The organism is Kitasatospora sp. MAA4, from assembly GCF_029893355.1.
In the GTDB taxonomy this organism is placed as follows: domain Bacteria; phylum Actinomycetota; class Actinomycetes; order Streptomycetales; family Streptomycetaceae; genus Kitasatospora.
The window spans coordinates 151,853-177,815 of the sequence record NZ_JARZAI010000017.1 but is presented as its reverse complement, the minus strand read 5'-3'; the positions used below and the strand labels follow the sequence as shown (position 1 = coordinate 177,815).

The 25,963-nt window shown below is 71.7% G+C and carries 17 protein-coding genes; 12 read left to right on the top strand and 5 right to left on the bottom strand.

Annotated features, from left to right (window positions below; all coding sequences use genetic code 11):
• The first annotated feature begins 60 nt into the window (after positions 1-60).
• Complete coding sequence (raiA, locus tag P3T37_RS23350; RefSeq protein ID WP_280725744.1) at positions 61-753, top strand: ribosome-associated translation inhibitor RaiA; 693 nt, start codon at positions 61-63, stop codon at positions 751-753.
• A 213-nt stretch (positions 754-966) separates the two neighbouring features.
• Positions 967-1,695 (top strand): response regulator transcription factor, encoded by a 729-nt coding sequence (locus P3T37_RS23345; protein WP_280725743.1) that lies wholly within the window; start codon positions 967-969, stop codon positions 1,693-1,695.
• A gap of 71 nt (positions 1,696-1,766) precedes the next feature.
• On the opposite strand, the gene P3T37_RS23340 is transcribed toward P3T37_RS23345, so the two are convergent.
• Together P3T37_RS23340 and P3T37_RS23335 are read right to left on the bottom strand one after the other, a co-directional pair.
• Positions 1,767-2,948 (bottom strand): crosslink repair DNA glycosylase YcaQ family protein, encoded by a 1,182-nt coding sequence (locus P3T37_RS23340; protein ID WP_280725741.1) that lies wholly within the window; start codon positions 2,946-2,948, stop codon positions 1,767-1,769.
• 42 nt (positions 2,949-2,990) lie between these two features.
• Complete coding sequence (locus P3T37_RS23335; protein ID WP_280725740.1) at positions 2,991-3,569, bottom strand: GNAT family protein; 579 nt, start codon at positions 3,567-3,569, stop codon at positions 2,991-2,993.
• Positions 3,570-3,793: 224 nt separating this feature from the next.
• Between P3T37_RS23335 and secA the strand changes: the two genes are divergently transcribed.
• Entirely contained in the window at positions 3,794-6,562 is a 2,769-nt protein-coding gene (secA, locus tag P3T37_RS23330; RefSeq protein ID WP_280725739.1) for a preprotein translocase subunit SecA, read from the top strand.
• Positions 6,563-6,648: 86 nt separating this feature from the next.
• Here secA and P3T37_RS23325 read toward each other — a convergent pair whose 3' ends face one another.
• On the bottom strand, positions 6,649-7,176 hold the full coding sequence (locus P3T37_RS23325) for an Rv3235 family protein (protein ID WP_280725738.1): 528 nt from the start codon (positions 7,174-7,176) through the stop codon (positions 6,649-6,651).
• Positions 7,177-7,466: 290 nt separating this feature from the next.
• Between P3T37_RS23325 and P3T37_RS23320 the strand changes: the two genes are divergently transcribed.
• The 4 genes from P3T37_RS23320 (at position 7,467) to P3T37_RS23305 (ending at position 15,767) form a co-directional block, all read left to right on the top strand.
• Positions 7,467-7,976, top strand: a complete 510-nt coding sequence (locus P3T37_RS23320; protein WP_280725737.1) for a hypothetical protein — start codon at positions 7,467-7,469, stop codon at positions 7,974-7,976.
• A 59-nt stretch (positions 7,977-8,035) separates the two neighbouring features.
• Positions 8,036-8,692, top strand: coding sequence for an HAD hydrolase-like protein (locus P3T37_RS23315; protein ID WP_280725736.1), 657 nt, complete (start codon positions 8,036-8,038; stop codon positions 8,690-8,692).
• 123 nt (positions 8,693-8,815) lie between these two features.
• Positions 8,816-10,441 carry an L-glutamate gamma-semialdehyde dehydrogenase gene (pruA, locus tag P3T37_RS23310; protein ID WP_280725766.1) on the top strand — a complete coding sequence of 542 codons (1,626 nt, stop codon included), beginning with the start codon at positions 8,816-8,818 and terminating at the stop codon, positions 10,439-10,441.
• Between the two features lie 379 nt (positions 10,442-10,820).
• Complete coding sequence (locus P3T37_RS23305; RefSeq protein WP_280725735.1) at positions 10,821-15,767, top strand: NAD-glutamate dehydrogenase; 4,947 nt, start codon at positions 10,821-10,823, stop codon at positions 15,765-15,767.
• A gap of 67 nt (positions 15,768-15,834) precedes the next feature.
• Here P3T37_RS23305 and P3T37_RS23300 read toward each other — a convergent pair whose 3' ends face one another.
• Entirely contained in the window at positions 15,835-18,582 is a 2,748-nt protein-coding gene (locus tag P3T37_RS23300; protein ID WP_280725734.1) for an FtsK/SpoIIIE domain-containing protein, read from the bottom strand.
• A 354-nt stretch (positions 18,583-18,936) separates the two neighbouring features.
• Here P3T37_RS23300 and P3T37_RS23295 point away from each other — a divergent pair, with 354 nt between their 5' ends.
• The 3 genes from P3T37_RS23295 (at position 18,937) to prfB (ending at position 23,445) form a co-directional block, all read left to right on the top strand.
• A complete protein-coding gene (locus P3T37_RS23295; RefSeq protein ID WP_280725733.1) occupies positions 18,937-20,847 on the top strand; it encodes a serine/threonine-protein kinase in 1,911 nt (636 codons plus the stop codon).
• Positions 20,848-21,045: 198 nt separating this feature from the next.
• On the top strand, positions 21,046-22,320 hold the full coding sequence (locus tag P3T37_RS23290) for a serine/threonine-protein kinase (RefSeq protein ID WP_280725732.1): 1,275 nt from the start codon (positions 21,046-21,048) through the stop codon (positions 22,318-22,320).
• Positions 22,321-22,329: 9 nt separating this feature from the next.
• Positions 22,330-23,445 carry a peptide chain release factor 2 gene (gene prfB, locus P3T37_RS23285; protein ID WP_280725731.1) on the top strand — a complete coding sequence of 372 codons (1,116 nt, stop codon included), beginning with the start codon at positions 22,330-22,332 and terminating at the stop codon, positions 23,443-23,445.
• A 75-nt stretch (positions 23,446-23,520) separates the two neighbouring features.
• Here the strand turns inward: prfB and P3T37_RS23280 are convergent, their stop codons facing one another.
• Positions 23,521-23,715, bottom strand: a complete 195-nt coding sequence (locus tag P3T37_RS23280) for a hypothetical protein (protein WP_280725730.1) — start codon at positions 23,713-23,715, stop codon at positions 23,521-23,523.
• A 488-nt stretch (positions 23,716-24,203) separates the two neighbouring features.
• Between P3T37_RS23280 and ftsE the strand changes: the two genes are divergently transcribed.
• Positions 24,204-24,893, top strand: a complete 690-nt coding sequence (gene ftsE / locus P3T37_RS23275; protein WP_280725729.1) for a cell division ATP-binding protein FtsE — start codon at positions 24,204-24,206, stop codon at positions 24,891-24,893.
• Between the two features lie 60 nt (positions 24,894-24,953).
• Positions 24,954-25,865: a permease-like cell division protein FtsX gene (gene ftsX, locus P3T37_RS23270; RefSeq protein WP_280725728.1), complete on the top strand. Its 912-nt coding sequence runs from the start codon at positions 24,954-24,956 to the stop codon at positions 25,863-25,865.
• Positions 25,866-25,963 lie beyond the last annotated feature (98 nt).

Below are 25,963 nucleotides of genomic sequence, written 5' to 3'. Positions count from 1 at the left end.
GTCTCAGCCCGGTCCGGTACGACTCCGGGCCGGCGACAGCACGAGGGATCGGAGTTCTGCGTGGACATCGTCGTCAAGGGCCGCAAGACCGAGGTGCCCAAGAGGTTCCGCGAGCACGTGGCCGAGAAGCTGGAGAAGGTCCAGAAGTTCGACGGCAAGGTGATCAGCCTCGACGTCGAGGTGTCCAAGGAACACAACCCGCGCCAGGCCGACCGGTCCGAGCGCGTGGAGATCACCGTCCGCACCCGTGGGCCGGTGATCCGGGCCGAGGCCTCTGCCGCCGATCCGTACGCGGCGCTCGATCTGGCCTCGGCGAAGCTCGACGCGCAGCTGCGCAAGTCCGCCGACCGCCGCCGCGTGCACCACGGGGCCCGCACCACTCCGCTCAGCGTCGCCGAGGCGACGGCGCGGATCGCGGCCCTGCCGGGTACGGCGACCGCGGAGGAGCTGGCCGAGCCGCCGGTGCGCAGGTCCAAGGCCGGCCCGCTGGACGTGGAGGGCGACGGACCGCTGGTGGTCCGTGAGAAGACGCACGGCGCCTCGCCGATGACGCTCGATCAGGCGCTCTTCGAGATGGAGCTGGTCGGCCACGACTTCTACCTCTTCGTGGAGAAGGACAGCGGTCAGCCCAGCGTCGTCTACCGCCGCCACGGCTACGACTACGGCGTGATCCACCTGCAGACCGACGGCCTGATGCCGAACGGCGAGGTCGGTGGCGCGGGTGGCGCGATCAACGCGCCCGGCGACCGCTGACGGCACAACCCCACACATCGCTGCCCCGGCGGCCGGCCCCCCAGCCGGCCGCCGGGCCTCTCTGCGTCCCGTTCGTGTCCGGTTTCAGCCACTCTCGGTCCGCTGCGGCGCGTCGGGCACCCGTCCGGGGGACGGCGAAGATCGACGGGTCGGCCCGGCTGTGTGCGCCGTGGAATGATGAAGCCCACAGTGACCGGTGATCGGGAGGGGCGGATGGGGGAGCAGTTCGAGAGGGGAGGGGGCGATAGTTCGCAGCCCGAGTATGTGCCGCGCGGGGGTGAACCGATCAGGGTGCTGGTGGTGGACGACCACGCGCTGTTCCGGCGGGGACTGGAGATCGTCCTCGCCGAGGAGGAGGACATCCTGGTCGTCGGGGAGGCCGGGGACGGTGCGGAGGCGGTGCTCAAGGCCGCCGACCTGCTGCCGGACATCATCCTGATGGACGTCCGGATGCCGCGTCGCAGCGGTATCGAGGCCTGCACCTCGATCAAGGAGGTGGCCCCCAGTACCAAGATCATCATGCTGACGATAAGCGACGAGGAGGCCGACCTCTACGAGGCGATCAAGGCCGGTGCCACCGGCTACCTGCTCAAGGAGATCTCCACCGACGAGGTGGCCACCGCCATCCGGGCGGTCGCCGACGGCCAGTCGCAGATCAGCCCGTCGATGGCGTCCAAGCTGCTCACCGAGTTCAAGTCGATGATCCAGCGGCGCTCCGACGACCGGGACCTGGTGCCCGCGCCGCGTCTGACCGACCGCGAGCTCGAAGTGCTCAAACTGGTGGCCACCGGCATGAACAACCGGGAGATCGCCAAGGAGCTCTTCATCAGCGAGAACACCGTGAAGAACCACGTGCGCAACATCCTGGAGAAGCTGCAGCTGCACTCCCGGATGGAGGCCGTGGTCTACGCGATGCGGGAGAAGATCCTCGAAATAGGTTGAGTCCGGCCTCGGGCCGGGGGGCCGAGGCCGGGAGGGGTGCGACCCGGCCGTGCGGCTCAGGGCGCGCTCTCTCAGGTGGCCAGCAGGCGCTCCAGGGCCGGCCGCAGCGCGTCGTCGTCCAGCGCCTCCACGCGTACCGCGGTGCAACCCACCCAGTCGGCCGCCTCGCGCAACGCCTGGGCGAGTGCGGGCAGTTGGCGGCGGTCGGTCAGCGAGATCTGACGGGCGACCAGGGTGCGCCCCTCGCGAGCCGGGTCGACCCGGCCGATCAGTCGTCCGCCGGCCAGCACCGGCATCGCGAAGTACCCGTGCACCCGCTTGTGCCGCGGGGTGTACGCCTCCAGGCGGTGCGCCATCCCGAAGATCCGCTCGGTGCGGGCGCGGTCCCAGATCAGCGAGTCGAACGGGGAGAGCAGGGTGGTTCGGTGCCGCCCGCGCGGCTCGCTCGCCAGCGCTGCGGGATCCGCCCAGGCCGCGACGGGGGCAGGCCCCCACCCCGCCACCTCCACCGGCACCAACCCGCAGTCGGCCAGCACCGCGTCCACCTGCTCGGCCCTGAGGCGGTGGTAGTCCGCCAGATCGGTGCGGGTGGCGACCCCGAGCGCCTCCCCGGACTGCCGCACCAGCTGGGTGAGGCAGTCCAGGTCGCTCGGATCCTGCTCGTAGAGCTCGGCCGGGACGGCCAGCTCGGCCAGCTCGTAGACCCGCTTCCAGCTGCGCCGCTCGGTGCAGACCACGTCGCCGAAGGCCAGCGCGCGCTCCACGGCCATCTTGCTCTCCGACCAGTCCCACCACTCGGCGGTCTTCCTGGCGCCGCCGAGCTCGGTGGAGGTCAGCGGACCCTCGGCGCGCAGCCGGTCCAGCACCTGCCGGTAGGCCTCCGGGCTGACCTGGTGCCCCCAGTGGTGGCCCTTGGCGCGGAAGGCGCGGCGCCGGAAGGCGAACAGCGGCCACTCCTCGACGGGCAGTACGCAGGCGGCGTGCGACCAGTACTCGAAGGTGGTCTCCGAGCCCCAGTACGCCTGCTCGACGGCCGGGCGGCCCACCGCGCCCAGCCGCGCGTACGGCACCAGCTCGTGCGAGCGGGCCAGCACCGAGATGGTGTCCAGCTGCACCGCACCGAGGTGGCGCAGCATGCCGCGGACCCCGGCGCGGCGGTCCGGCGCGCCGAGCAGGCCCTGCGCGCGCAGGGCGATCCGGCGGGCCTCGTCGGCGGTCAGGGTGAGCGTGGGCGTCGGCTGCGCTGCGGTCATGCGGGGCAGCGTAGACCCGGGCACCGACAGCCGGGCGAACCGCTAGAGCCCCAGATCCGCCGCGAGCAGCGAGCCCATCCAGGCGTCCCGGTGGACGCCGCGCTGCTCGGCGAACGAGCGCAGCGTGCCCTCGACGGTGAAGCCGGCCCGCCGGGCGACCGCGAGCGAGGGCTCGTTGCCGATGTAGGCGACCCATTCGAGTCGGCGGACCCGCGCCTCGGTGAAGGCCCAGCGGGCCACCGCGAGCAGCGCCTCGGCGGTGTAGCCGCGCCCGCGGGCGTCCGCGGAGGCCCAGAAACCGACCTCCGCCGCGCCCGGCCTGCGGGCGCTCAGGGCCTGGGTGCCGACCAGGGCGCCGGTCTCCTTCTCCAGCACGCACCAGATCAGGTCGGTGCCGCTGCGCAGCCCGTCGGGAGCCAGCCGGTGCACGAAGAACTCGGCGTCCTCGCGCCGGTAGGGCGACGGGACGACCGTCCAGCGCTGGATCTCCTCGTCCTGGCAGGCCTTGTCGATCGCGTCGACGTCCGCGGCGATCGGCGCGCGCAGCAGGAGGCGCTCGGTCTCGATGACGGGCAGAACGGGCGGGGCGGCCTCGGCGGGCGGCAAGATCGTGTACGGCATGGGGTGAGTATCGTCGCCCGTGGAAGCAAGCAAAACAGACTTTTCGTGTCCGATTTGTGATGATACCGGCGCGTATTGGCCGATCCGCTCCTACGAGTGACACGGGAATGGCGTGCTGACGCACCTCCCGGGGGGTTGGGCTCCTCGCATACGATGGCCCATGCGGTGGGGTGGACCCCGCCGTGCAGTCGTCCAGAGCCGATCCAGGCAAGGAGCCCGCTCAAGTGTCCGTCTTCGACAAGATTCTGCGCGCAGGCGAAGGCAAGATCCTTCGCAAGCTGCAGCGGATTGCCGCCCAGGTCAACTCCATCGAAGAGGACTTCGTCAACCTCACGGACGACGAGCTGCGTGCGCTGACCGACGAGTACAGGTCGCGCCTCGCCGATGGCGAGAGCCTGGACGACATCCTCCCCGAGGCGTTCGCCACCGTCCGTGAAGCAGCCAAGCGCGTGCTCGGCCAGCGCCACTACGACGTCCAGATCATGGGTGGCGCCGCCCTGCACCTCGGCCACGTCGCCGAGATGCGCACCGGCGAGGGCAAGACCCTGGTCGGCACGCTGCCGGCCTACCTCAACGCGCTGACCGGCAAGGGCGTGCACCTGATCACGGTCAACGACTACCTCGCCGAGCGTGACTCGGAGTGGATGGGCCGGGTGCACCGCTTCCTCGGCCTCGAGGTCGGCGTGATCCTCGGCAACATGTCGCCCGCCGAGCGCAAGCGCCAGTACGCGATGGACATCACGTACGGCACCAACAACGAGTTCGGCTTCGACTACCTGCGCGACAACATGGCGTGGTCGCAGGAGGAGCTCGTCCAGCGCGGCCACAACTTCGCGATCGTCGACGAGGTCGACTCGATCCTGATCGACGAGGCCCGTACGCCGCTGATCATCTCCGGCCCGGCCGACCAGGCGACCAAGTGGTACGCCGACTTCGCCAAGCTGGTGCAGCGCCTCAAGCGCGACCGCGACTACGAGGTCGACGAGAAGAAGCGCACGGTCGGCGTGCTGGAGGACGGTGTCACCCGGGTCGAGGACTACCTGGGCATCGACAACCTCTACGAGTCGGTGAACACCCCGCTCGTCGGGTTCCTGAACAACGCCATCAAGGCCAAGGAGCTCTACAAGAACGACAAGGACTACGTCGTCATGAACGGCGAGGTCATGATCGTTGACGAGCACACCGGCCGCATCCTGGCCGGCCGCCGCTACAACGAGGGCATGCACCAGGCGATCGAGGCCAAGGAGGGGGTGGAGGTCCAGAACGAGAACCAGACGCTGGCCACCATCACCCTGCAGAACTTCTTCCGCCTGTACGACAAGCTCTCCGGAATGACCGGTACGGCCACCACCGAGGCCGCCGAGTTCCACCAGATCTACAAGCTCGGCGTCGTCCCGATCCCGACCAACCGGGACCCGAAGCGGATCGACCAGCCCGACCTGATCTACAAGTCCGAGCCGGCCAAGTTCGCCGCCGTGGTCGAGGACATCGCCGAGAAGCACGAGAAGGGCCAGCCGGTCCTGGTCGGCACGGTCTCGGTCGAGAAGTCCGAGTACCTCTCCCAGGAGCTGCGCAAGCGCGGCATCCCGCACGAGGTGCTGAACGCCAAGCACCACGAGCGCGAGGCGCAGATCGTCGCGCAGGCCGGCCGCAAGGGTGCCGTCACGGTTGCCACCAACATGGCCGGCCGTGGTACCGACATCATGCTCGGCGGCAACCCGGACCACCTGGCCACCGCCGAGCTGGCCCAGCGCGGGCTCAACCCGGAGGACACCCCGGAGGAGTACGAGGCCGCGTTCCCGGAGGCGCTGGAGAAGGCCAAGGGCGCCGTGAAGGCGGAGCAGGAGGAGGTGCAGGAGATCGGCGGCCTGTACGTCCTCGGCACCGAGCGGCACGAGTCGCGCCGGATCGACAACCAGCTGCGCGGCCGTTCCGGCCGTCAGGGCGACCCGGGCGAGTCCCGCTTCTACCTCTCGCTCGGCGACGACCTGATGCGCCTGTTCAAGGCCGGCATGGTCGAGCGCGTGCTGTCGATGGCCAACGTGCCGGAGGACGTGCCGATCGAGTCCAAGATGGTCACCCGCGCCATCGCCTCGGCGCAGACCCAGGTCGAGCAGCAGAACTTCGAGATCCGCAAGAACGTCCTGAAGTACGACGAGGTGCTGAACCGCCAGCGCGAGGTCATCTACGGCGAGCGCCGCCGCGTCCTGGAGGGCGAGGACCTCCAGGAGCAGATCGGCCACTTCATGGACGACACCGTCGAGGCGTACGTCAGCGCCGCGACCGGTGAGGGCTTCGAGGACGACTGGGACCTGGAGAAGCTCTGGACCGCCCTCAAGCAGCTCTACCCGCTCACCCTCGAGCTGGACGGGCTGGAGGAGGAGACCGGCGGTTCGGGCCTGACCTCCGAGTTCCTCACCCAGACGATCAAGGAAGACATCCAGGCGCAGTACGGCGCCCGCGAGGACCAGCTCGGCGAGCAGGTCATGCGCGAGCTGGAGCGCCGGGTCGTCCTCTCGGTGCTGGACCGCCGCTGGCGTGAGCACCTCTACGAGATGGACTACCTGCAGGAGGGCATCGGCCTGCGGGCGATGGCGCAGCGCGACCCGCTGGTCGAGTACCAGCGCGAGGGCTTCGACATGTTCAGCGCCATGATGGAGGGCATCAAGGAGGAGTCCGTCGGCTACCTGTTCAACCTGGAGGTCCAGGTCGAGCAGCAGGTCGAGGAGGTCCCGCTGCCGGCGGACGCCGTCACGCTGGAGAAGGACGACTTCCGTCCGGTGCCGCAGATCGGCCAGATCAAGGCCAAGGGCCTGGAGGCCCCGGCCCGGCAGAAGCTGCACTACACGGCTCCGTCGGTGGACGGCGACGAGACCGTCATCGAGGGCGACTTCGAGGATGACGTCGACGGCGAGGACGAGGGCGACGGCCTCACCCGGGCCGAGCGCCGCAAGGCCGCGAAGTCGGCGAAGGGCCGCCGCCGCAAGGGCTGACCCCGCCTGGGTGAAGCAAGTAGCAGGGCGTCGTTCCGGCCGAGCCGGGGCGGCGCCCTGCCGCGTACCGGGAGCCCGGCGGGCCGTCATCGCGCGTCCACGGCGGCGCACTGCCATTGCTCGGTGTTGCGGTGCTGTTCGAGTCGGAACGCCACCATGTGGTGCCGCGGGCCGAAGTCGACCCGGACGCAGACCTCCAGCGCGCCCGGGCCGGGCGCGAAGTCGTGCACCGGGCCGCCGTGCACCAGTTGGGCGAGCTGGCGGTAGCCGTCGTGGGTGGTGTGCCGGGTCAGCTGGCCGGCCGGGCGGGCGCCGGTGAGTACCTCGACCAGCCGCAGCGCGAACCGGGCGGCGAGCTCGGTGCCGCCGCCGTGCGAGGGCGAGCAGGCCGAGCGCGGGTGGCGCGGCCGGCGCGGAGCAGCGCCGCGGCATGCCGGAGCGGGCGGCGCGGTGACGGGCTGGGCAGTGACGGGCTGCGCAGTGGCGGGCTGGGCGATGGCGGGCTTTGCGGCGGCGGCCGGCGCGGCGGCGGGTGACGCGAGGGCGAGCGGGTCGACGGCGAGCGGCGTGATCTGCGGCGGGACGGTGTGCGAGCGGATCGCGGTCTCGGGCATGGCGGGTACCCCCGGTTCGGGTCGGTGCTGCGGCTGTCACCTTGCTATCGGCGCCGGGGGACGGCTCTCAAGGGCTTTACAGGGCCCCTCCAAGGGGTCGCCCGGATGGCGGCTTGACACCTGCCGGGGCTCGCTCGTCGGCGCCGTACGACCGCCCTGCGACCCCCCAGCGGATGATCACGGTGCGCTCGAAGGGGTACACGGATGCCGCGCCCGGGGTGATCGCGCGGGCCGTATTCTGTGGAGGTCCGCAGTGACCGCGGATCCTCAGGAAGCGGAGTGTGCCCCCGATGCGTGTCTACGTGCCCACCACCATGGTCGAGCTGGCCACGGCGCACCCGGACGGCGCGTTGGAGCAGTCCGCGGCCTACGCCGTGACGCCCGCGCTGCGCGAGTGGTACGTCAGCGACGACCTGGAGGAGCTGGAGTACGCCGCCCTGGTCCGGGCCGCGCAGTCCTCCCTGCGCCTGCTGGCCGCCGACCCCGCCGCGCCGCGCCGCCGGGTGGTGGTCGCCCTGGACGTCCCGGACGCCTCGGTGCGGCTGTTCGACGGCGACGAGTACCAGGACCAGGCCTCGCTGGGCCGGGTCACCCTGGTCGGCCCGGTCAAGCTGGCCAAGGCCGCCGCCGTGCACGCGGACGTCGCGGACCAGGAGGTCACCGAGGACGTCGCGGCCGCCGCCGCGGTGATCGGCAAGGCCGACGCGGGCGACCAGGACGCCCAGTTCACCGTGGACGGCGCCGAGGACCACGAGCTGCTCTGGTACGCCACCCAGGAGATCGCCGCGCTGCTGTCGTGACACCCGCAGTCCGGAAACCCGCTACTTCGTTGTCAGTGACGGGCGCTACCGTGCCTCGGGTGCGAACTCACATCGTCTGGGACTGGAACGGAACGCTCTTTCACGACATGGAGGCGGTGCTCGGCGCGAGCAACGCCGCCTTCGCGACGGTCGGGGCGGCTCCGCTGACGCTGGAGCGGTACCGGGAGCTGTACGAGATCCCGATCCCGCGCTTCTACCAGCGCGCGCTCGGCTTCCAACCGAGCAGCGCCGAGTGGGAGCGGTTGGACGCTGCCTTCCAGGAGCGCTACGCGGAGCTCTCCGGCGGCTGCGGCCTCACCGAGGGCGCCCTCGACCTGCTCAGCGGTTGGGCGGCCGAGGGCGGGACCCAGTCGCTGCTGTCGATGTACGAGCACGAGCGGCTGGTCCCGATGGTCCGCGGCCTGGGGATAGCGCCCCACTTCGTGCGGGTGGACGGCCGGACGGGCCCCTCGCACGGTCAGAAGGCCGCCTTGCTGGTCCGCCACCTGGCCGCGCTCGGCTCGCAGGTCGACCCGGGCCGGACGGTCCTGATCGGCGACGCGGCGGACGACGCGCTGGCGGCGCTGGAGGTCGGCGCGCACGCCGTGCTGTACACCGGCGGGTCGCACACCCGTGCGAACCTGGAGCCGGTCGGCGTCCCGGTGGTGGACAGCCTGGCCGAGGCTGTCCAGTTGGCGCGCCAAATCGCAGGCTGAACTCCAGCTCACAGCCTGAACCGTGTGTCGACCCGCGTCGATCGCGGTCGGAGTGGTCAATCTGGATTGACGCACGGGCGAGCCTCGCCCGGTCGGTCCAGGACGAGCGGAGCCGGTATGCCCATCGACGCGGTCACCCAGGTGCCCACCCCCAGCAACGAGCCGGTGCAGGAGTACGCGCCCGGCAGTCCGGAGCGGGCGCGGCTGGAACGGCGGCTGGACGAGCTGGCGGCCGAGCAGATCCCGCTGCCGATGACCATCGGCGGTGAGCAGCGCCTCGGCTCCGGCGAGCGGATCGACGTCGTCCAGCCGCATCACCACGCCGCCCGCCTGGGCGTGCTGGGCAACGCCACCCGGGAGGACGCCCGGCTCGCGGTGGACGCGGCGCTGGCCGCCGGGCGCGAGTGGCGCGCGCTCTCCTTCGACGACCGGGCCGCCGTCTTCCTGCGCGCCGCCGACCTGCTGGCGGGCCCGTGGCGGGAGACCCTGAACGCGGCCACCATGCTCGGCCAGTCCAAGACGGTCCAGCAGGCCGAGATCGACGCGGCCTGCGAGCTGATCGATTTCTGGCGCTACAACGTCGCCTTCGCCCGCGAGCTGCTGGCCGACCAGCCGCACTCCTCGCCCGGGGTCTGGAACCGCGTCGACCACCGGCCGCTGGAGGGGTTCGTCTACGCCGTCACGCCGTTCAACTTCACCGCCATCGCCGGCAACCTGCCGACCGCCCCCGCGCTGCTGGGCAACACGGTGGTCTGGAAGCCGGCGCCCACCCAGACCTTCGCGGCCTGCCTGCTGATGCGGCTGCTGGAGGCGGCCGGCCTGCCGCCCGGGGTGATCAACCTGGTGACCGGGGACGGCAAGGCGCTCTCCGAGGTGGCGCTGGCCAGTCCGCAGCTGGCCGGTCTGCACTTCACCGGCTCGACCAGGACCTTCCAGTCGCTCTGGCAGACCATCGGCGCCAACATCGCCGGCTACCGCAGCTACCCGCGGGTGGTCGGCGAGACCGGCGGCAAGGACTTCCTGATCGCCCACCGCTCGGCCGACCCGGAGATCCTGAAGACCGCGCTGATCCGCGGCGCCTTCGAGTACCAGGGCCAGAAGTGCTCCGCGCTCTCCCGCGCCTACCTGCCGCGAAGCGTGTGGCAGCGGATCAAGGACGACTTCCTGGCCGAGGTGGACGCCCTGACGGTGGGCGACGTCAGCGATCTCTCCAACTTCATGGGAGCGCTGATCGACGAGCGTGCCTTCGCCAAGAACAAGGCCGCCATCGACCGCGCCCGACAGGACCCGACGGTCGAGCTGGCGGCCGGCGGGCAGTACGACGACGCCATCGGGTACTTCGTCCGTCCGACCGTGCTGCTCTGCGCCGACCAGCGCAACGAGATCTTCTCCACCGAGTACTTCGGGCCGATCCTGGCCGTGCAGATCTACGAGGACAGCCGCTGGGAGGACGCGCTGCGCCGGGTGGACGCCGCCGCGCCGTACGGGCTGACCGGCGCGGTGATCGCGCAGGACCGCTACGCCATCGCGCAGGCCGTCGAGGAGCTGCGGTTCACGGCGGGCAACTTCTACATCAACGACAAGCCGACCGGCGCGGTGGTCGGCCAGCAGCCGTTCGGCGGCGGGCGGGCGTCGGGCACCAACGACAAGGCGGGCAGCGCGCAGAACCTGCTGCGCTGGACCTCGGCCCGCTCGATCAAGGAGACCTTCGTCCCGCCGACCGGCCACCGCTATCCGCACATGAGGTGACGGGAGTCACACAGGTGCGTCGGGGTCGCGTCCGGCGCACCGAGTGCGCCGGAGGCGACCGGTCCTGCCCTGGGTGCCCGGACCCGCCGATCGGTGGTCTCACCTGGGCGTCCTTGGACAAGCTGTCCAGGAATGTGCGATCTTCCTACAGGTTTGCGCCTCCCTGTCCCCTGACACCTTGGTTTCCTCCCGTTAGGCTGGCTGGCGTCGTCGGGGAGCCCCGCAGGCCGAAAGGCCTGTCGTACCCAGACGGAGGGCTCTTCAAGCGTGCCTTGAGCGTCTTTCGTCCGGATTGTGCGGGAGGATTACGGGCAGACCCGGCGGTGATCACCCACCACCACCGAGTCACGCAACGGCGCGCGACAGGAGCCAAAGAGCCATGCAGACCAAGCTGGACGCAGCCAAGGCCGAACTGCTCGCGAAAGCAGCAGCAGCCGCTGAGAACAGCCAGGTGGGGGGAGCGGCGCCAGGGGAAGGCCTGAGCAATGGTGCTCTGACCGCGTACCTGCACCACTACTACCTCCACACCGCCCCCGACGACCTGGTCGACCGCGACCCGGTGGACGTCTACGGCGCGGCCGCCTCCCACTACCGGCTGGGCCTCAAGCGCCCGCAGGGCACCGCCGAGGTCCGGGTCTACACCCCGACCGTCGACGAGAACGGGTGGTCCAGCGGCCATACCGTGGTCGAGGTGGTCACCGACGACATGCCCTTCCTGGTCGACTCGGTCACCAACGAGCTGTCCCGCCAGGACCGGGCGATCCACCTGGTGATCCACCCCCAGCTGGTCGTGCGCCGTGACATCACCGGCAAGCTGCTGGAGATCCTGGACATCGACGCCTGCTCGCGCAGCCAGTCGGCCGCTCACGAGTGGCCGGCCGACGCGACCGTCGAGTCCTGGATGCACGTCGAGATCGACCGCGAGACCGACCGCGAGGACCTCCAGGCCATCGAGAAGGGCCTGCGCCGGGTCCTGGGCGATGTCCGCGAGGTCGTCGAGGACTGGGCGAAGATGCGCACCAGCGCGCTGCGGCTGGCCGACGAGCTCGCCGAGGTGCCTCCGGCCCACCTGCCCGAGCAGGAGGTCGGCGAGGCCTGGGAGCTGATGCGCTGGCTGGCCGACGACCACTTCACCTTCCTCGGCTACCGCGAGTACGACCTGGTCGAGCACGAGGGCCAGGAGGTGCTGCGGGCGATCCCCGGCACGGGCCTGGGCATCCTGCGCTCCGACCCGCTCAGCCACGACACCGACCACCACCCGGTCAGCGAGTCCTTCGGCCGCCTCTCCGCCCCCGTCCGGGCGAAGGCGCACGAGAAGAAGCTGCTCGTGCTGACCAAGGCCAACTCCCGCGCGACCGTGCACCGGCCCTCCTACCTCGACTACGTCGGGGTGAAGAAGTTCGACGCCGCCGGCAACGTGATCGGCGAGCGCCGCTTCCTGGGCCTGTTCTCCTCCGCCGCGTACACCGAGTCGGTCACCCGGATCCCGGTGGTCCGCCGCAAGGTGCAGGAGGTGCTGACCGGCTCCGGCTTCACCAGCGAGAGCCACGACGGCCGGGACCTGCTGCAGATCCTGGAGACCTTCCCGCGCGACGAGATCTTCCAGACCCCCGCCGAGGAGCTGCTGGAGATCGCCGGCAGCGTGCTCTACCTCCAGGAGCGCCGCAAGCTGCGGCTGTTCCTGCGTCAGGACGAGTACGGCCGCTACTTCTCCGCCCTGGTCTACCTGCCGCGCGACCGCTACACCACGCGGATCCGGCTGCGCCTGATGGAGATCCTGATGGCGGAGCTGAACGGCGCCGCCATCGACTACACCGTCTGGTCCACCGAGTCGGTGCTGACCCGGCTGCACTTCGTGGTCCGGGTCGCGCCCGGCAGCGAGCTGCCCGAGCTGACCGAGTCCGAGATCGAGCGGATCGAGGCCAAGCTGGCCGACGCCGCCCGGTTCTGGATGGACGGCTTCAACGACCAGCTGCACATCGAGCTGGGCGAGGAGCGGGCCGCCGAGCTCGCGCACCGGTACGCCAACGCCTTCCCCGACGGCTACCGCGCCGACTTCACCGCCCGCACCGCCGTCGCCGACCTCAAGCAGATCGAGTCGCTGCACGCCGAGGGCGACTTCCGGCTCAACCTCTACCAGCCGGTCGGCGCGGGCGACGACGAGCGCCGCTTCAAGATCTACCGGGTCGGCGGCCCGATCTCGCTGACCGAGGTCCTGCCGGTCCTCCAGCGCCTGGGCGTGGAGGTGCTCGACGAGCACCCGTACGCGCTGCGCCGCTCGGACGGCAGCACCGCCTGGGTCTACGACTTCGGTCTGAAGCTCCGTGAGGCCACCGAGCTGAGCGACGAGGCCCGCGAGCGCTTCCAGGAGGCCTTCGCGGCGACCTGGACCGGCCGCGCGGAGAACGACGGCTTCAACGGCCTGATCCTCAGCGCCGGGCTGAACTGGCGTCAGGCCGTGGTGCTGCGCGCGCTGGCCAAGTACCTCCGGCAGGCCGGGAGCACCTTCTCCCAGGACTACATGGAGGACGCGCTCAGCAACAACGCCCACACCACCCGGCTGCTGGTCAACCTCTTCGAGGCGCGCCTGAGCCCGGGTCACCAGCTTGGCGCGGACGAGCTGACCGAGGGCATCCTGGAGGAGCTCACCGGCGCGCTCGACGAGGTCGTGTCGCTGGACGAGGACCGCATCCTGCGCTCCTTCCTGCACCTGATCAGGGCCACCCTGCGCACCAACTTCTTCCAGCACGCGGGCGACGGCGAGTGGCACAGCTACGTGTCGATGAAGTTCGACCCGCACGCCATCCCCGACCTGCCCGCGCCGCGCCCGGCCTTCGAGATCTGGGTCTACTCGCCCCAGGTCGAGGGCGTCCACCTGCGCTTCGGCAAGGTCGCCCGCGGCGGTCTGCGCTGGTCCGACCGGCGTGAGGACTTCCGTACCGAGATCCTCGGCCTGGTCAAGGCGCAGATGGTCAAGAACACCGTGATCGTCCCGGTCGGCGCCAAGGGCGGCTTCGTCGCCAAGCAGCTGCCGGACCCGTCGGTGGACCGCGACGCCTGGCTCGCCGAGGGCATCTCGTCCTACAAGACCTTCATCTCGGCGCTGCTGGACATCACCGACAACCTCCAGGGCGGCCAGGTCGTCCACCCGGTCGACGTGGTCCGCCACGACGAGGACGACACCTACCTGGTGGTCGCCGCCGACAAGGGCACCGCGACCTTCTCGGACATCGCCAACGGTGTGGCCGAGCAGTACGGCTTCTGGCTGGGCGACGCCTTCGCCTCCGGCGGTTCGGCCGGCTACGACCACAAGGGCATGGGCATCACGGCGCGCGGCGCCTGGGAGTCCGTCAAGCGCAACTTCCGCGAGCTGGGCCACGACACCCAGACCGAGGACTTCACCGTCGTCGGCATCGGCGACATGTCCGGTGACGTCTTCGGCAACGGCATGCTGCTCAGCGAGCACATCCGGCTGGTGGCCGCCTTCGACCACCGGCACATCTTCCTGGACCCGAACCCGGACGCGGCCGTCTCCTACGCCGAGCGCCGCCGGCTCTTCGACCTGCCGCGCAGCTCCTGGGACGACTACGACAAGTCGCTGATCTCCTCGGGCGGTGGGATCTTCCCGCGCAGCGCCAAGTCGATCCAGCTGACCGCCCAGGTCCGTTCGGCACTCGGCATCGCCGAGAGCCGGGTCACCCCGGCCGAGCTGATGAAGGCGATCCTGCAGGCGCCCGTCGACCTGTTCTGGAACGGCGGCATCGGCACCTACATCAAGGCCGAGCGGGAGACCAACGCGGACGTCGGCGACAAGGCCAACGACGCGATCCGGGTCAACGGCGGCCAGGTCCGCGCCAGGGTGATCGGCGAGGGCGGCAACCTCGGCTGCACCCAGCTGGGCCGCATCGAGTACGCCCAGGTCGGCGGCCCGGAGCAGACCGGCGGTTGGATCAACACCGACGCCATCGACAACTCGGCGGGCGTGGACACCTCGGACCACGAGGTGAACATCAAGATCCTGCTCAACCAGGTGGTCGCCGAGGGCGACATGACGGTCAAGCAGCGCAACGTCCTGCTGGCCGAGATGACGGAGGAGGTCGGCCACCTCGTCCTGCGCAACAACTACGCGCAGAACGTCGTGCTGGCCAACGCCGTCGCCCAGGCGCACAGCATGGTCAACGTCCACTCGCGGATGCTCAACCGGCTGGAGGCCGACGGCCTGCTCGACCGGGGCATCGAGTTCCTGCCGACCGAGCGCCAGATCCGCGAGCGCCAGCAGAACGGCCACGGGCTCACCCAGCCCGAGCTCTCCGTGCTGCTCGCGTACACGAAGATCACGCTGGCCGACGAGCTGCTCGCCACCGGGCTGCCGGACGACCCGTACTTCCACAGCACGCTGCACGAGTACTTCCCCAGCGCGCTGCGCGAGCGGTTCGCCGAGGCGATCGACGGGCACGCGCTGCGCCGGGAGATCATCACCACCCTGATCGTCAACGACACGGTCAACCGCGGTGGCTGCACCTTCGCGTTCCGTCTGCGCGAGGAGACCGGCGCGACCTACGAGGAGATCGCCCGCACGCACACCGCGGCCCGCGCGGTCTTCGGCCTGGAGACCATCTGGGACCAGGTCGAGGGCTTCGACAACCAGGTGCCGTCCGAGGTGCTGACCCGGGTGCGGCTGCACTCGCGCCGGCTGGTCGAGCGGGCCACCCGCTGGATGCTCAACAACCGCCGCCAGCCGCTGGACATCGCGGCCACCATCGCGTTCTTCAAGGAGCGGGTGGACCAGGTGTGGAGCAGCCTGCCCAAGCCGCTGCGCGGCGAGGACGCGGCCTGGTTCGAGAAGATCTACGGCGAGCTGGTCGAGGCCGGCGTTCCGGTGGCCCTGGCCACCCGGGTCGCCGGGCTCTCCTCGGCCTTCCCGACCCTGGACATCACCGAGGTCGCGGACCGCTCCGGCAAGGACGTCACCGAGGTCTCCGACCTCTACTACGACCTCGCCGACCGGTTGGGCATCACCCACCTGCTGGACCGGATCATCGAGCTGCCGCGCACCGACCGGTGGTCCTCGATGGCCCGTGCGGCGATCCGCGAGGACCTCTTCGCGGCGCACGCCGTCCTCACCGCCGACATCCTGGCCTGCGGGCCCGAGGGCGCCACGGCCGAGGAGCGCTACAACGCCTGGGCCGAGCTGAACGGCACGCTGCTCACCCGGGCCGCGACCACGTTGTCCGACATAAGGGGTTCGGACACCTACGAGCTGTCCAGCCTCTCGGTGGCCATGCGGGTGATCCGCACGCTGCTGCGCACCGGTTCGATGCGCTGACGCCGACGGCGAACGCGAAGCGGGACCGCACCTTCGGGTGCGGTCCCGCTTGGCGTTTCAGCAGCTCTCAGGGCTGAGCGGCCCGCTGGAGGGCGCTGGCCAGCAGGGCCAGGTCGGTCGGGCCGTTGCCCAGCTCGCGGACCGGGCGGCGGGTGGGCGGGGTGCCGAGCTGGGCGGGGTCGATGGCGACGACCGTGGGGCGCAGGGTGGCGGTGCGCGGGATCCGGCCGCTGACCCGGGCGGTCTGGAAGGCCAGCACCGCGCCGTCCGGGCGGCGCAGGTAGCCGCGGCCGGGGGTCTCCTCGGGCACGGCGGCGGCGTCGTCCACGTGGACCAGCAGGTCGGAGTCGGCCGGGTGGTCGGTGCGCAGGGCGATCCGCCACAGCGCGGACTCGTCCACCTCGGTGCCGGAGGTCAGCTCGGGACGGCCGGTGGCGGCCACCAGGTGGACGCCCAGGCGGCCGCCGCGCTGGGCCACCGCCGCCAGGGCGCGGGCCAGCGGGCGGCCGGCCGCGGAGGTCGGGGCGAGCAGGGCGTCGTAGTCGTCCACCACCACGACCAGCCGGGCGGGCAGCGCCGGCAGGGTGCCGACGGCGGCCGCGGCGGGCGGGGCGGCGGACGGCTGCGCCGACCCGGCCGCCTCCGCGCGCGGGCGGACCAGGGCGGCCGTTCGCGCGTTGAGTGCGTGCTCGGCGTACCAGGAGGTGAACGGGCGGCCCTGGAACAGCTCCTCGCGGTGCGCCAGCTCCTCCAGCAGCGAGTCGGCGGTGAGCATCGCCTGCCGCGGGTCGGCGGTGGCGTCCAGGTGGGCGGTGACGTGCGGGAGTTCGGCGCAGCCGGACAGGCTGCCGCCGCGGCCCTCGATCAGCAGGACGCCCAGCCGGTCCGGGCGCTCGCCGACCGCCAGCGAGGCGACCAGGGTGCGCAGCAGCTCGCTCTTGCCCGAGCCGCGCGCGCCGCCGACCAGCAGGTGCTGCTGCCCGGTCGGGTCGGGGGCGGCCAGGTCGACGGTGCACAGGTCGTCGCGGGTGGTGCCGAGCAGGGCGGCCGCGGTGCCGGTGGTGGCGGGCAGGTCGTCCCAGCGGGCGGAGAGCTTGGCGGGGGTGACGGTGTCCAGCTGGAGCAGGTCGAGCAGGCGCAGCGCGTCCGGCAGTGGGCCGCGGGCGAGCGGGGCGGCCTCGCGCAGCGGGGCGAGGGCCCGGGCCAGCCGTTCGGCCCAGGCAGGCGAGACGGCGTCCAGCGCGATCTCCTCGACCCGCTCGCGGCCGCCGTCCTCGGCGGGCCGGTCGAGGGTCAGCTGGGTGCCCACCTCGCCGGTGACCGATGCGGTGGCACCGAGGCCGGCCGCCAGCTGCTCGGGCCGCTCGGCCAGGCAGATCGTCAGCACCCCGGCCGCCGGACCCTGACTGACCAGCAGGTCGAGCGCGCGGCGGGCCGCATCCGAGCCCGGGTCGCCGTCCACCACGAGCACGGTCGCGGGCAGCGGCTGGTGATCGGCGAGCCGGGCGGTCAGCTCGGTCAGCCGCTCCTCGGCCTGGACGGGGTCGAGGCCGATCAGCAGCCGGCAGTCCTGGCCCTGGCCGGGGCGCAGGTGCGGGAGCCAGAGCGACCAGGCCCAGTCCTCGGTGCGCTCCTCGGCCGGGCGCTGCTCGTCGGCGCTGAGCACCACCAGGCTCAGGCCGCTCGGCGGGTGCAGGGCGGCGAGCTGGGCGACCAGGGCCCGGGCCAGCCCGCTCAGCCGGGCTCGCGGGCCGGTCAGGCCGAGGCTGCCGGCGGCTTGCAGGTCGATGGTGACGGGGACGGCCGGGAGCAGCGTGCCGGGTGACGTCCCGGGGCCGCCGGGGAGGTCGGCGGTGCCCAGGCGCAGGGTCAGCGCGTCGGGGTGGGCGGGCTGGCGCTCCCAGAGCCGGGCGCCGGGACCGAGCGCGCTGAGCAGCACGGTGGCCGGGTCGGGCCAGCGCTCGCGCCGGGCGGCGGCCTGCCGGGTACGGGCCCTGGCGTGCTGCTGGGCGGTGTCGGCCGGCGCGGTGGCGGCGGCGCCGCGGCCCAGTCGGCGGGAGAGCAGCGAGCGGGTGCGGCCGGTGCTGCCGGCGGCGGGCGGCTCGGGGGCGTCCGGCGGCTGGGACTCCGCGGGGCGGGCGGTGCGAGCGGGGGCTGCCACCTGGAGGTGGCCGTGGCCGTCCGCAGTGGTGGCGCGGCCGTCCTCGGGGCGCGGCGGGCCGGCCAGCACGAGGGTGGATTCGCCGAGGCGCAGCAGGGCGCCCTCGGGGAGCGGCTGCTCGTCGCCGGTGAGCAGCCGGCCGTCCAGCGTCGTCCCGTTGGTCGAGCCGAGGTCGCGGACGGTGACCTCGCCGTCGGGGCCGAGGTGCAGGGCGAGGTGCAGGCGGGAGACGTCCGGGTCGTCGAGCGGGACGTCGGCCTCGCTGGAGCGGCCGACCCGGATCTGCCGGCCGTGCAGGCGGTGGACGCCGCCTGCGTCGGGGCCGCCGACCACGCGCAGTTCGGCGGCGGCGTCCGAGCGCGGTCCGGTCCGGTCGTCCTCGGCGGCCTCCGGGTCGGGCTCGCCGAGGGCCAGCACCGCGCCGTCGAGCAGCGGGGGGTGGCCGAGCAGGGTGCGTTCGTCGATGCGCTGCGCACCGGCGTACAGGTGGACATGGGTGGCGCTGCGCGGCCCTCGCACGCCGACCGCTCCGGCCAGCGCCCCGGCGACCAGGCCGAGCGCGGTGCCTATCGGTGCGGTGACCAGCACGTCGGTGGCGGGCGCGGCCGCGGCCGAGCCGCTGCGGGGCCGGAGGACCGTCAGCCGGATCTGCATCTCGCCCGGGGTTCCCCTCTGCTCGTGATGACGACCTGATGGTCTCGGGACCCCGCTCCACGGAACAGGACAACCGCCGGACCACAGGAGTGCGTTCTCATCCTGCCACCAGGCGCTGACACTCCGCGCACGGTACCGGATTTGACGATCTTGTGATCATCGCCATGGTGAAGCCGGCGGGCACTCAGGTCAACCCGCAATTCCCCGACTCCCGGGTGGACGGATCAACCGGACGGCCGCCTCCTGCGTCCGTCCCCATGAGGAGCGATACGGACACCGTTAGAGTTGCCGGAAACACGGGCTGAGACGGTTGGTCCCAAGCTCGCGGCGTCGGCAGGGCGAGGAGTGCACCAGGTGCGGCCCGTAGGCAGCAAGTATCTGCTCGAGGAGACCCTCGGGCGCGGTGCCACAGGCACCGTCTGGCGCGCCCGCGTGCGCGAGGACGTCGAACTCCCGGACCTTCGGCCCGGCCAGCTGGTCGCGATCAAGGTGCTCAAGGAGGAGTTGGCCGCCGACCCGGACATCGTGCTGCGCTTCCTGCGCGAGCGCTCGGTGCTTCTGCGGCTGAACCACCCCAACATCGTCCGGGTGCGCGACCTGGTGGTCGAGGGCGAGCTGCTCGCCCTGGTGATGGACCTGGTCGACGGGCCCGACCTCTACCGCTACCTGCGCACCAACGGCCCGCTCAGCCCGATCGCGGGCTCGCTGCTGATGGCCCAGGTCGCCGACGCCCTCGCGGTCAGCCACGCGGACGGTGTGGTGCACCGCGACCTCAAGCCCGCCAACGTGCTGCTCGCGAGCCAGTACGTGGACGGGGTGCCTGGGGGCACCTCCCGGCCGGAGGCTGGGGGCGAGCAGATGCACCCGATGCTCACCGACTTCGGCATCGCCCGGCTCGCCGACTCCCCGGGCATCACCCGCACCAGCGAGTTCGTCGGCACCCCCACCTACGTGGCCCCGGAGTCGGCGAGCGGCCAGCCGCAGACCTCCGCGGTGGACGTCTACGGCGCCGGCATCATGCTGTACGAACTGGTCACCGGCCAGCCGCCGTTCCAGGGCGACGGGCCGATCCAGGTGCTGCACGCGCACCTCGCCCAGGAGCCGCAGCGACCGCCCGGCATGCCCGAGCCGCTGTGGACCGTGGTCGAGCGCTGCCTGCGCAAGGACCCGGCGCAGCGGCCGAGCGCCACCTCGCTGGCCCAGGCGCTGCGCGTGGTCGCGGCAGGGGTGGGCGTGCACGCCTCTCCGATGGCGGTGGACGCGGCGCTCGCGGTCGGCGCGCTGCTGGTGCCCGAGGCGCAGCCGGCCGAGGTGCCGGGGACGGGACCAGGCTTCACGCTGACCGGCGAGTCCGAGCAGCTGCCGATGGGCCGCTTCGACCCGTCGGCGGCGACCCAGGTGATGGCGGCCGGTCCGGCGCCGGTCGCCGCGGAGGACCGCACCCGGGTGATGCCCGCGGGCATGGCGGCCCCGGTCGGCCCGGGACAGCCGGGACAGGCTCCGCAGGCTGCGCAGCCCGAGGGCCCGCACCCGTGGCAGACCCAGCTGCGGGCCGCCCGGGACCGCAACCAGCAGACCCAGGTCTTCGGCGCCGAGGAGTACGGCGACCCGCAGGTCGCGCCCCGGCCGTACGGCGCGGGTCCGGGCGGCGCGCAGCGTCCGCCGCAGGGCGGCTTCCCGCCGCCCGGCTATCCGCAGGACCCCGGCTACCGCGGCAGCCCGCAGGGCTACCAGCAGCAGCCCGGCTACGGCGCGCCGAACCCCGGCTACGGCTACCCGCCGCCCTCGCCCGACCAGCGCCGCCCGGGCGGCGATCCGGCTCAGGGCGGCTACGGGCGCCAGGAGCGGCCCCCGGTCGCGCCGCCGCCGTACCGGGCCGGCCCGCCGCAGGGGCAGCCGCAGGGCTATGGGGAGCAGCAGCCGGCGCCTGGTTACCGGCAGCCCGCCCAGCAGGCCCCCGCGCCCGCCGCGGTGCCCCCGCGCCGGGCGGAGCCGCCGCTGCCGCGCGAGCCGGAGCCCGCGCGTGAGCCGGAGCGCGAGCCCCGTCCGCGCCGCGAGCCCCGCCAGCGCAGCCGCAACCGGATGTACATCCCGGGCCTGGGCTGCCTCAAGGGCTGCCTGATGGTGCTGCTGATCCTCGCGGTGGCCGCCCTGGCGCTGTGGAACTTCACGCCGCTGCCGCACTACTGGGCCAACATCCAGCAGTGGTACAGCGCCGCGAGCGGCTGGATCTCCAGCAACTGGCACTCCGTCGCAGGCAACTGACGCTGGGCCCGGCAGTCGGCATTGCAGCTTTGTCGACATTTCACAAGATTTGTCGTCAAGCGCTGCCCGGCGAAGGCGCTGGGAGGTCCCGGGGAGGTCGTCGGGACGCGTAGGTTGGTCGGTGACGCACCGACCTACCGAGCGCTCCCGGTACCCCGACGGGGGATCGGGGACACTCCCGCCGCCCACGGAGCAGCATTGGCACGCAAGATCGGCAGCCGGTACACCGTGCACCAGGTGATCGGCAGGGGGTCCGCCGGCACCGTGTGGCTGGGCGAGGGCCCCGACGGGCCGGTGGCCGTGAAACTGCTGCGCGAGGACCTCGCCTCCGACCAGGTGCTGGTCGGCCGCTTCGTCCAGGAGCGCGCCGCGCTGACCGGCCTCGACCACCCCCGGGTGGTCGGCGTGCACGACATGGTGGTGGACGGCGACGACCTCGCGCTGGTGATGGAGCTGGTGCACGGCAGCGACCTGCGCTCCCGGCTGGAGCGCGAGGGCGTCCTGGCGCCGCAGGCGGCCGTCTCGGTGATCGCGGACGTCGCCGACGGGCTGGCCGCCGCCCACGCCGCCGGGATCGTGCACCGCGACGTCAAGCCCGAGAACGTCATGCTCGACCTGGCCGAGCCGCCCGGCCCCGGCGGGGCGCCGCGCGCCAAACTCACCGACTTCGGCATCGCCCGGCTGGTGGACGCCCCGCGTCGGACCCGGGCCACCCGGATCATCGGCACCCCCGACTACCTGGCCCCCGAGATCATCGAGGGCCTGGAACCGCGGGCCGCCGTCGACATCTACGCGCTGGCCACCGTGCTCTACGAACTGCTGGCCGGCTTCACGCCGTTCGGCGGCGGGCACACGGGTGCGGTGCTGCGCCGACACGTCACCGAGAGCGTCCCGCCGGTCCCCGGGCTGCCGGACGGCCTGTGGCGGATCATCGCCGAGTGCCTGGCCAAGGCCCCGGCCTCCCGGCTGCGCGCCGCCGAGCTGGCCGACCGGTTGCGCGAGCAGCTGCCCGCGCTGGCCGGCCTGCCGCCGCTGGTGCTGCCCGCGCAGGGTCGTCCGCCGGTCGAGGAGGTGCCGACACCCGGCGAGGCGGTCTACGCGGAGGCGGACACCGGCACCGGCGCGCACCGCCGCCGCCGGGGACCGGCCGTCCCGCTGGTCCCGGCGCCCGCGCCGGACTCCACCCGCGACACCCACACCAGCCTGCGCCGCCCCAGCGCTCAGGAGCTGGCCGCGTACGCCGCCGAGTCGCGCGCCCAGCGCGCGGCGCCCGCCTCCGCGCACCGCCGGGGGCGCCGAGCGCTGGTCCGCCGCCGCCGGATGCTCGCCGTGCTGCTGGCCGTCGTCCTGCTGCTGGCAGGGGCCGCGGCGGCGTACACGGCCTTCGCCGCCGACCCGGCGAACGGGTCGGGCGGGCCCGCCCCGGCCGCAACCTCCTACCGGCCGGTCCCAACGCCGCCCGCGAGCCATTAGGCTGGTGGCGTGGCAGCCGTCGATCCTTCTGAAGCGCTCAAGTCCCTCGAAACGACCATGGGGTCCATCGAGGCCGTCCTCGACCTGGACAAGATCCGGGCCGATCTGGCACGTCTGGAGGAGGAGGCAGGCGCCCCCGACCTCTGGGACGACCTCGCGAATGCGCAGAAGGTCACCAGTCGGCTCTCCTTCCTCCAGGGCGAACTGCGCCGGGTTCAGTCCCTGCGCAGCCGGATCGAGGATCTGGCCGTGATGTACGAGCTCGCCGAGGCCGAGAACGACGCGGACACCCGCACCGAGGCCGACGCCGAGCTGGTCTCGCTCCAGAAGGCGATCGAGGAGCTGGAGGTGCGCACCCTGCTCTCCGGCGAGTACGACGCCCGCGAGGCCCTGGTCAACATCCGGGCCGAGGCCGGTGGCGTGGACGCCGCCGACTTCGCCGAGCAGCTGATGCGGATGTACCTGCGCTGGGCCGAGCGGCACGGCTACCCGACCGAGGTCTACGACACCTCGTACGCGGAGGAGGCCGGCATCAAGTCCGCGACCTTCACCGTCAAGGTGCCGTACGCCTACGGCACGCTCTCCGTCGAGCAGGGCACCCACCGCCTGGTGCGCATCTCGCCCTTCGACAACCAGGGCCGCCGGCAGACCTCCTTCGCCGGTGTCGAGGTGCTCCCGGTCGTCCAGCAGAGCGACCACGTGGACATCGACGAGACCGAGTTGCGGATCGACGTGTACCGCGCCTCCGGCCCCGGCGGCCAGGGCGTCAACACCACCGACTCGGCGGTCCGGATCACCCACCTGCCGACCGGTGTGGTGGTGTCCTGCCAGAACGAGCGCTCGCAGATCCAGAACAAGGCGTCCGCGATGAACGTCCTGCAGGCCAAGCTGCTGGAGCGGCGCCGCCTCGAGGAGCGCGCCCTGATGGACTCGCTCAAGGGCGACGGCGGCAGCTCCTGGGGCAACCAGATGCGCTCGTACGTGCTGCACCCGTACCAGATGGTCAAGGACCTGCGGACCGACCACGAGGTCAACAACCCGCAGGCGGTGCTCGACGGCGACATCGACGGCTTCATCGAGGCCGGCATCCGCTGGCGCAAGCAGAGCGAGACCGCCGAGTCGTAGGCACAGATGACGAGGGAGGGCCCCGGAAGCACGCTTCCGGGGCCCTCCCTCGTCACACCTCGTGATGGGGCCCGATCAGGCCAGCGCCTGCCGAGCGATCATGGCCACGGCCAGCAGCCCGACGATCAGGGCGAGCAGGGCGGCCGGGGAGAGTGAGGCGAACGGGCTCTGCTGCTCCTGCATCCGGGCCCGGTGGGCACGGCAGACAGGGCAACGGCCGTCACTCACACGGCCGGCGCAGTTGGCGCACACCAGATGGTCGCACGTCATGCGATCTCCTCCTTGCTGCTACACCCACGCATACAGCCAACGCATCGGGCGGGCTCTTGGTTCCTGCCCGTGCTCCGAGCGGGGGAGCGGCGAACCGCGACCGGTCGGCTATCCCCTCTACTCTGCCAGGTTCTGCGGGATCCGGCCCCCGCGGGCCGGGATCGGACACTGAATCCGGGGGTTAATCGTTGCATAGGGCCCGCTGTGAGGTGCCTCGCAATTTTCCGGTCATTTCTGCCCGATACCGGACAATCCGTCAGGTTTTCGATGAGCCGACCCTGCACGCTGCCCCACGGGTCGCGTATGGTCCCAAGCCGGGGGAGTGCCCAGAGGCGCTTCCACCGTCCGTCCCCGGCCGGATGTGGGGGGCGGGACCGACCGAGGAACGGCGCCGCCGGCACTGCCTTGGGCCTGAAGTAACGATCAGGTCACGGTAGTTCGTCCGAGCAGGCAGCCATTCCACCTAGGATGGCCTCCGTGATGCAGCCGTGATCAGATTCGACAACGTTTCCAAGACCTATCCCAAGCAGAACCGACCGGCCCTGTCGGACGTCTCGCTGGAGATCGAAAAGGGCGAGTTCGTCTTCCTGGTCGGTTCCTCCGGCTCGGGCAAGTCCACCTTCCTGCGCCTGACGCTACGCGAGGAACGCCCCAGTTCGGGCGAGGTCCACGTGATGGGCAAGGACCTGGGCAAGCTGTCCAACTGGAAGGTGCCGCACATGCGCCGCCAGCTGGGCTGCGTCTTCCAGGACTTCCGCCTGCTGCCGAACAAGACCGTGGCGCAGAACGTGGCGTTCGCGCTGGAGGTCATCGGCAAGCCGAAGAGCGCCATCAACAAGGTGGTGCCCGAGGTGCTCGACCTGGTCGGCCTCGGCGGCAAGGAGGACCGGATGCCCGGCGAGCTCTCCGGTGGTGAGCAGCAGCGTGTGGCGATCGCCCGGGCCTTCGTCAACCGCCCGATGCTGCTGATCGCGGACGAGCCGACCGGAAACCTCGACCCGCAGAACTCGGTCGGCATCATGAAGCTGCTGGACCGCATCAACCGCACCGGAACCACGGTGCTGATGGCCACGCACGACCAGGCCATCGTCGACCAGATGCGCAAGCGCGTGATCGAACTCGACAAGGGGCTGCTGGTCCGCGACCAGGCCCGCGGCGTCTACGGCTACCAGCACTAGCAGCCGTCCAGCCGTCGCCTCCGGACCGCCAGCAGCACCGACCTTGGAGTAGAGAAACCAATGCGTGCCCAGTTCGTCCTGTCGGAAATCGGTGTGGGTCTCCGCCGCAACCTGACGATGACCATCGCGGTCGTGGTCAGTGTCGCGCTCTCGCTCGCGCTCGCCGGTGCCAGTCTCCTGGTCCGCGACCAGGTCAACTCCATGAAGGGGTACTGGTACGACAAGGTCGAGGTGAGCATCTACTTCTGCACCAAGGCCGACGCCAAGAACGCCCCGCAGTGCGCGGCCGGCGCGGCCACCGACGACCAGATCGCCGCCGTCAAGACGGATCTGGACAAGATGGTGCCCTTGGTGAAGAGCTCGACCTTCGAGACCCAGGCCGAGGCGTACAAGCACTGGAAGGACATGAACCCGGACAACGCGCTGGTGTCGGTCCTCGGTGCCGACGCCATCCCGTCGTCCTGGCGGGTCAAGCTGAACGACCCGACCCGCTTCGACATCATCCAGAGCGCCTTCGCGGGCAAACCGGGCATCCGCTCGGTGGAGGACCAGCGGCAGATCCTGGAGAACCTCTTCGGGCTGCTCAACGGTCTCCAGACGGCCGCCTTCGTGATCATGGTGCTGATGCTCTCGGTTGCCCTGTTGCTGATCGTCAACACCGTCCGGGTGTCGGCGTTCAGCAGGCGAAGGGAGACCGGCATCATGCGCCTGGTCGGGGCCTCCAACTTCTACGTGCAGATGCCCTTCATCGCGGAGGCGGCGTTCGCGGCGCTGCTGGGCGCGGTGCTGGCGTCGGGCCTGTTGCTGCTCGGCAACTACGGCGTGCAGCACTGGTTGGCCAACAAGGTCCAGTTCATCCACTTCATTGGGATCTCCTCGGTGCTGCAGGTGATTCCGCTGCTCATCGTGGCCGGCATGGTGATGGCGGCGGTCGCGGCCTTCCTGACCCTGCGCAAGTACCTCAAGGTCTGACCCGGGAACGTAAGGACCGGCTCGGCGGCACAACCCCCAGTGGGTTGTGCCGCCGAGTTCGTTGCTGCCTCTGGCGGCTCAGCGCCTCGACGGGGGTA